Genomic DNA, 5,589 nt, shown 5'->3' on the forward strand with positions numbered 1-5,589 from the left:
GGCACCGCCCGGCGAGGCCAGGAAGTCCCACTCCCGCTCCGGGTCCGCCGGATGCACGACCGTGCGGTGCGCGGCACCGGGCTCCGGGGCGCCGCGCAGGGCGAGCAGCACGGTGAACCGGGCGGGCGTGACGGCCCCCGGGTCGGCCCGTACGTCCTCCTCGCCGTCCAGCGGATGCTCCGTCAGCGCCCGCAGCCGCGTCGGATGGACGTCCGCCACGACATGGTCCGCCTCCGCGACCGGGCCCCCGGCCGGCTCCACCCCCGCCGCCCGGCCGTCCTTCTCCACGATCCGGGTGATCTCGGCGCCGAAGACGAACTCCACCCGCCGCTCCAGGCACCGTTCGTACACCGCGCGCGCCAACTCCCGGATGCCTCCGCGCACATACCAGGTGCCGAAGGCGTGCTCCATGTACGGCAGCACCGCCGCGCTCGCCGGAGCGGTCCGGGGGTCCAGGCCGTGGGCGAGCGCGTGGCCGGCCAGCAGGGCCGCCAGGCGCTCGTCCCGCAGCTCCCAGGCGCCGACCTCGGCCAGTGTCGTGGCCCGCCGCGTGCGCAGCAGCCGCTTGTGCGGCACCGCCGGATACGGCTCCTTTTCGGCCAGCACCCGCCAGTTCGGCCACAGCGGCTCCTCCAGCAGCGGCCGGCGGGTACGGTCCCAGGCCTCGCGGGAGCGCACCAGGAAGTCACCCCACCGCTCGCCCGTACCCGCGCCCAGCGCCTCGTCCAGGGCCGCCACGACACCCGCGCGCGTGGCGTTGGGCAGAGCCACCCCACTGCCGTCCGCGAAGACGTGCCGCGACGACGGGTCGACCTGGACCAGCTCGACGCGCTCCTCCAGCGGGGCCTTGCCGGTCTTGACGAACAGATCGCGGTACACCGCGGGCAGCGTGAGCAGCCCCGGGCCCGTGTCGAAGCCGAAGCCGTCCCGCTCGAACCGGCGCACCGCGCCGCCGTACGTCTCCGTACGCTCGTACACCACCACCCGGTGGCCCGCGACGGCCAGCCGGTCGGCGACGCGCATCTCGAACCACGTGGTCTTGCCGCGTGGCAGCAGGTCCACGCCCCAGCGGTCGGAGAGCTTGTCCACGAGGAACAGTCCGCGGCCGCTGAGATCGGTCTCCTGGACCGGCATCAGACAGGGCAGGGCGCGCGAGGGGTCGCGGATCTCCACCCGGATCCAGCCGGGGCGGCGTCGCATGCGCAGGCCGAAGAGCCGGGCGCCGGTGTGCCGCACGGCGTTGCCGACGAGTTCCGACACGAGCAGCACGGCGTCCTCGGCCAGTCTGGGGCTGAGCCGCCAGGTGTTCAGGACGACGACCTGGGCGAGCCGGCGGGCGCTGGCCGCGGATTCCGGGCGGGACGGCAGCGGGACCTCCGCCTCCGTCGGGTCACCGAACAGTTCGAGCGCTTTGAGCGCTTGTTCGTCCGCGACCGCGGGCGACCAGCGTGCCGCGGCTGCGCGGCCGTGTCCCCGCGGCTGTTCGTTGCCCTCCAGCCCCGCCATGCCCCCATGATGGCCGTCCGGAGCCGTCTTGGGGGGCGTTCCGGAGGAATACCCCGGCGGGGCATCCTGGATCCGACCTTGGCCGGGAGCATATGCCGGGGGCATGTAAGTGTCCGGCAGGGCCCCGCTGACCTGCGGCGACGGCTCACTTTCCGGCAAGCGTCGGACTCCCTCGGCGGCGCGGTTCCAGGGCTGCCCCAAGGCTCCCACAAACCGCCCCAACGGGGGACTCCGGAATCAGACAACGCGTCGATTGACCGCGGTCCGGCGGGGCCGGCGGAACGGGACACGCCCGCCCCCACCGGCCGTTCACCCGTCCGTCAGACGAACTTCGCCTTGCCGGGGCCCTCTTCCACGAAGCTGCGCATGCCCCGCTCGCGGTCCTCGGTGGCGAACAGGCCCGCGAACCAGTTCCGTTCGACGGCGAGCCCGGTGTCGATGTCGGTCTCCAGGCCGGTGTCGACCGACTCCTTGGCCGCGCGCAGCGCGATCGCCGGGCCCTTGGCGAGCCGCGCGGCCCAGGCGTGCGCCTGCTCGTACACCTCGGCGGCCGGGACGACCCGGTCCACCAGGCCGATCGCCAGGGCCTCCTCGGCGCCGACCTGACGGCCCGTGAAGATGAGGTCCTTGGCCCGGGAGGGGCCGACCAGCCGGGGCAGCCGCTGGGTGCCGCCGGCGCCCGGGATCAGCCCGAGCAGGATCTCGGGCTGGCCGAGCTTGGCGTTGTCGGCGGCGATGCGGTAGTCCGCGCACAGGGCCAGTTCGCAGCCGCCGCCGAGCGCGTAGCCGGTGACGGCGGCGACGACGGGCTTGGGGATGCGGGCGACGGCGGTGAAGGCGTCCTGGAGGGCACGGGCGCGCCGGATCATCCCGGCGTGGTCCATGTTCTGCATCTCCTTGATGTCCGCGCCCGCCGCGAACACCCGCTCGCCGCCGTAGAGGACCACGGCGCGCACCTCGTCCCGGCGGCCGGCCTCCTCGGCCAGCTCCTTCAGCCGGTCCTGGGTGGCGATGTCCAGCGCGTTCATCGGCGGCCGGTCCAGCCGCAGGGTGCCGACGCCTTCGGCGACTTCGAGAGTGACGGTCATGGGGGTCAGGTTAACGGGCACTAACGCAGGCGGGCCCGGTGCCGTAGGTCACAGCACCGGGCCCGTCGCGTCAGCGGTGGCTCACTTCTTCCATTCCGCCCAGGACATGTTCCAGCCGTTGAGGCCGTTGTCCGGGGCCACCGTGCGGTCGTGGGAGTTCTTGACGATCACCACGTCGCCGATGATGGAGTGGTTGAAGAACCAGGCCGCCGGGACGGAGCTGTCGTAGCCGCCGCGCACGTCGCGCAGGCCCACGCAGCCGTGGCTGGCGTTGTAGTTGCCGAAGGCGCCGCCGCCCCAGTAGTTGCCGTGCAGGAAGGTGCCGGAGGTGGTCAGGCGGATGGCGTGCGGGACGTCCTTGATGTCGTACTCGCCGCCGTAGCCGACGGTCTCGCCGTTCATGCGGGTGACGGTGAGCTTCTCGCTCATGACCATCTGGCCGTTCCAGGTGTCGTAGCCGGGCTTGCCGGTGGTGACCGGGATGGTCTTGACGACCTTGCCGTCCTGGGTGACCTTCATCGTGTGCTTGGCCGCGTCCACGACGGAGACCTGGTTGCGGCCGATGGTGAACTTCACGGTCTTGCGCTGCTTGCCGTAGACGCCGTCGCGGCCCTCGACGCCGTCCAGGTCGAGGTCGACGGTGACCTTGGTGCCGGGCTTCCAGTACTTCTCGGGGCGGAAGTCCAGGCGGTCGTTGCCGAACCAGTGGCCCGCGACCTCCACGGCGGGCTCGGTCTTGATACGGATGGCCTTCTCGATGTCCTCGGGGTGCGTGATGCCCCGGGTGAAGCGTATGGAGAACGGCATGCCTACGCCGACGGTCGAGCCGTCCTCGGGCGTGAAGTAGCCCATGAAGGTGTTCTTCGGCGTCAGCGTGGTGAACGTGGAGTCCTCGGCGGCCCGGCGGCCCGCGGAGTCCTCGGCGACCGCGTGCACCGTGTACCTGGTGCCGGCGGCCAGATGGGTCGCCGGCGTCCAGGACGCGCCGCCCGCGCCGATGGCGCCCTCGACCTTCGCGCCCTTCTCGTCCTTGACGGTGACCTCGGTCAGCTTGCCCCGGGTGACGCCGACCTCGAGGGCGCCGCTGGTGTCCACGCCGGTGGCGCCGGCCTTGGGCGCGATGCTGACCGCGGCCGCGGACTGCGCGTCCTTCCCGTCCCCCTTGCCCTTCTCCTTGCCGGAACCGGCCCCGGAGTCACCGCCTCCGCCGCACGCGGCGAGCGACAGCGCCAGGGCCCCGGCTATGAGCGCCAGTCCCCTACGGCCCCGCCGCCCCCGAGTCGACGCCCCCGGTACAGGCCGCATGTTCAAGTTGTTCTCCCCTCGCCGGGCCAGGTCGTCCCCGGCCCGCTCCCCACCACTTCGGTGCGCGCATATTAACTGCCAGGGTGTGGGCCGGGCGTCGGACGAACGTCACCGTTCCGTCGCAACTTCCCCCCACCGGCCCGCCCTGTCGCCGCGCGCACCGCCCCGGGGTCCGTCACCGCACCGCGCTGCCCGCCGTCCAGTCCTTCCACGTCATGTTCCAGCCGCCGAGGCCGTTGTCCGGGGCGACCGTCTTGTCCTTGCTGTTGACGACCTCGATGACGTCACCGACGAGGCTGCGGTCGAAGAACCAGCCCGCCGGGGTGTCCGAACCGCCGCCCTTGACGTCCCTGAGGCCGACGCAGCCGTGGCTGACGTTGGCCGTCCCGGGGGCGTCCGTGGCCCAGTAGTTGCCGTGCAGGAAGGTGCCGGAGTCGGTGAGCTTCATGGCGTGCGGGACGTCGGGGATGTCGTACTCGCCGCCGAAGCCGACCGTACGGCTGTTCATGCGGGTGACCTCCAGCATGTCCATCACCACCATCTTGCCGTTGTACGTGGGGTGTTTGGGGGCGCCCGCGGTGATGGGGACGGTGGCCAGCAGCACTCCGTCGCGCCGCACCTCCATCATGTGCCGGGCCGCGTCGACCAGGGAGACCTGGCCGCGGCCGACGGTGAAGGCCACCGTCTTGTCCTGGAGGCCGTACACGCCCCGCGCGCCCTGCACGTCCCGCAGGCGCAGGTCCACGGTGACCTCGGTGCCGGGCTTCCAGTACCGCTCCGGGCGGAAGTCCAGGCGGTCCTTGCCGAACCAGTGCGGGCGGATCTCGACGGGCGGCCGGGCGGTGACCCTCACGGCGCGCTCGACGGCGGCCCGGTCGGTGATCTCCCGGCTGAAGGAGAGCGAGACGATCATCCCGGTGCCGACGGTGGCGCGGTTCTCCGGGGTGACGTAGGCGATGAACCGTTCGCCGGGGACGTAGGTGGTGAAGGTGGTGTGCCGGGCCGAGCGGCGGCCCCGGGGGTCCAGTGCCACCACGTCGACGGTGTACCGGGCGGCGAGCGCCAGCCGTTCCTCGTCGGGGCGCCAGGTCAGCCCGTCGGCGCCGATCCGCCCGGGGACCGGCGACACCCGCGCGTCCTGCTCCTTGACGACGGTCACCTTCTCCAGGCGCCCGCCGGGCACCCGGATCCGCAGCCGCTCGTCCGGGCGCACGGCCCGGCTCCCGTCGCCGGGGGTCACCCGGATGACGTCCTCGGGGGCCGGGGAGTCCCCCCGTGTCCCGCCCATGCCCAGCGGTCCCGGGCCGTCGGCGGAGCAGCCCGCGAGCAGCCCCGCCCATGTCAGTACGGCGGCCAGGGCGGCCCCCGCGCGCCGTGCGCGTCCAGTTGCGTGCCTCACACGGATCTCAACGACCGGGCACGCTCCGGGGAAACGTGAGTGCGAGCCACCGGCTGGGCAGAACAGAGGGAAGGACGACCACGCTGGGGGCCGGGGTGCGCGAGCGGGCCCCCAGCACCCGTGTCGGAGCCACCGACGAGCCGCCGGGAAGAGGGGCCGACAGTGACGAGCGCAGCCGAGCAGCGGGCACCGGCCGGGGAGCCGGCCGCCGGGAGCGGGCAACCGGCGGCGGTGAACGGCGCCCGACTGGAGCTTGAAGTAGCCGCCCAGGTCGCCCATCCGGTCGCCGAC

The 5,589-nt window shown here is 73.0% G+C and carries 4 protein-coding genes; all 4 read right to left on the reverse strand.

Translation table 11 applies throughout. The features are described 5' to 3' along the window. Positions 1–1,506: FAD-dependent oxidoreductase (locus H5J33_RS21635; RefSeq protein ID WP_181796577.1), on the reverse strand; the 1,506-nt coding region annotated here is incomplete at its 3' end. Positions 1,507–1,826: 320 nt separating this feature from the next. Further along, positions 1,827–2,594 carry an enoyl-CoA hydratase/isomerase family protein gene (locus H5J33_RS21640; protein ID WP_181796578.1) on the reverse strand — a complete coding sequence of 256 codons (768 nt, stop codon included), beginning with the start codon at positions 2,592–2,594 and terminating at the stop codon, positions 1,827–1,829. An 81-nt stretch (positions 2,595–2,675) separates the two neighbouring features. After that, entirely contained in the window at positions 2,676–3,899 is a 1,224-nt protein-coding gene (locus tag H5J33_RS21645) for an Ig-like domain-containing protein (protein WP_181796579.1), read from the reverse strand. Positions 3,900–4,074: 175 nt separating this feature from the next. Beyond that, on the reverse strand, positions 4,075–5,298 hold the full coding sequence (locus H5J33_RS21650) for an Ig-like domain-containing protein (protein WP_181796580.1): 1,224 nt from the start codon (positions 5,296–5,298) through the stop codon (positions 4,075–4,077). Positions 5,299–5,589 lie beyond the last annotated feature (291 nt).

Origin of the sequence: Streptomyces sp. WELS2 (assembly GCF_013870595.1) — a bacterium.
In the GTDB taxonomy this organism is placed as follows: domain Bacteria; phylum Actinomycetota; class Actinomycetes; order Streptomycetales; family Streptomycetaceae; genus Streptomyces.

Excerpts from the sequence above, each read along its gene's own strand:
- H5J33_RS21640 (WP_181796578.1), bottom strand. The coding sequence starts at position 2,594 with ATGACCGTCACTCTCGAAGTCGCCGAAGGCGTCGGCACCCTGCGGCTG.
- H5J33_RS21645 (WP_181796579.1), bottom strand. The coding sequence starts at position 3,899 with ATGCGGCCTGTACCGGGGGCGTCGACTCGGGGGCGGCGGGGCCGTAGG.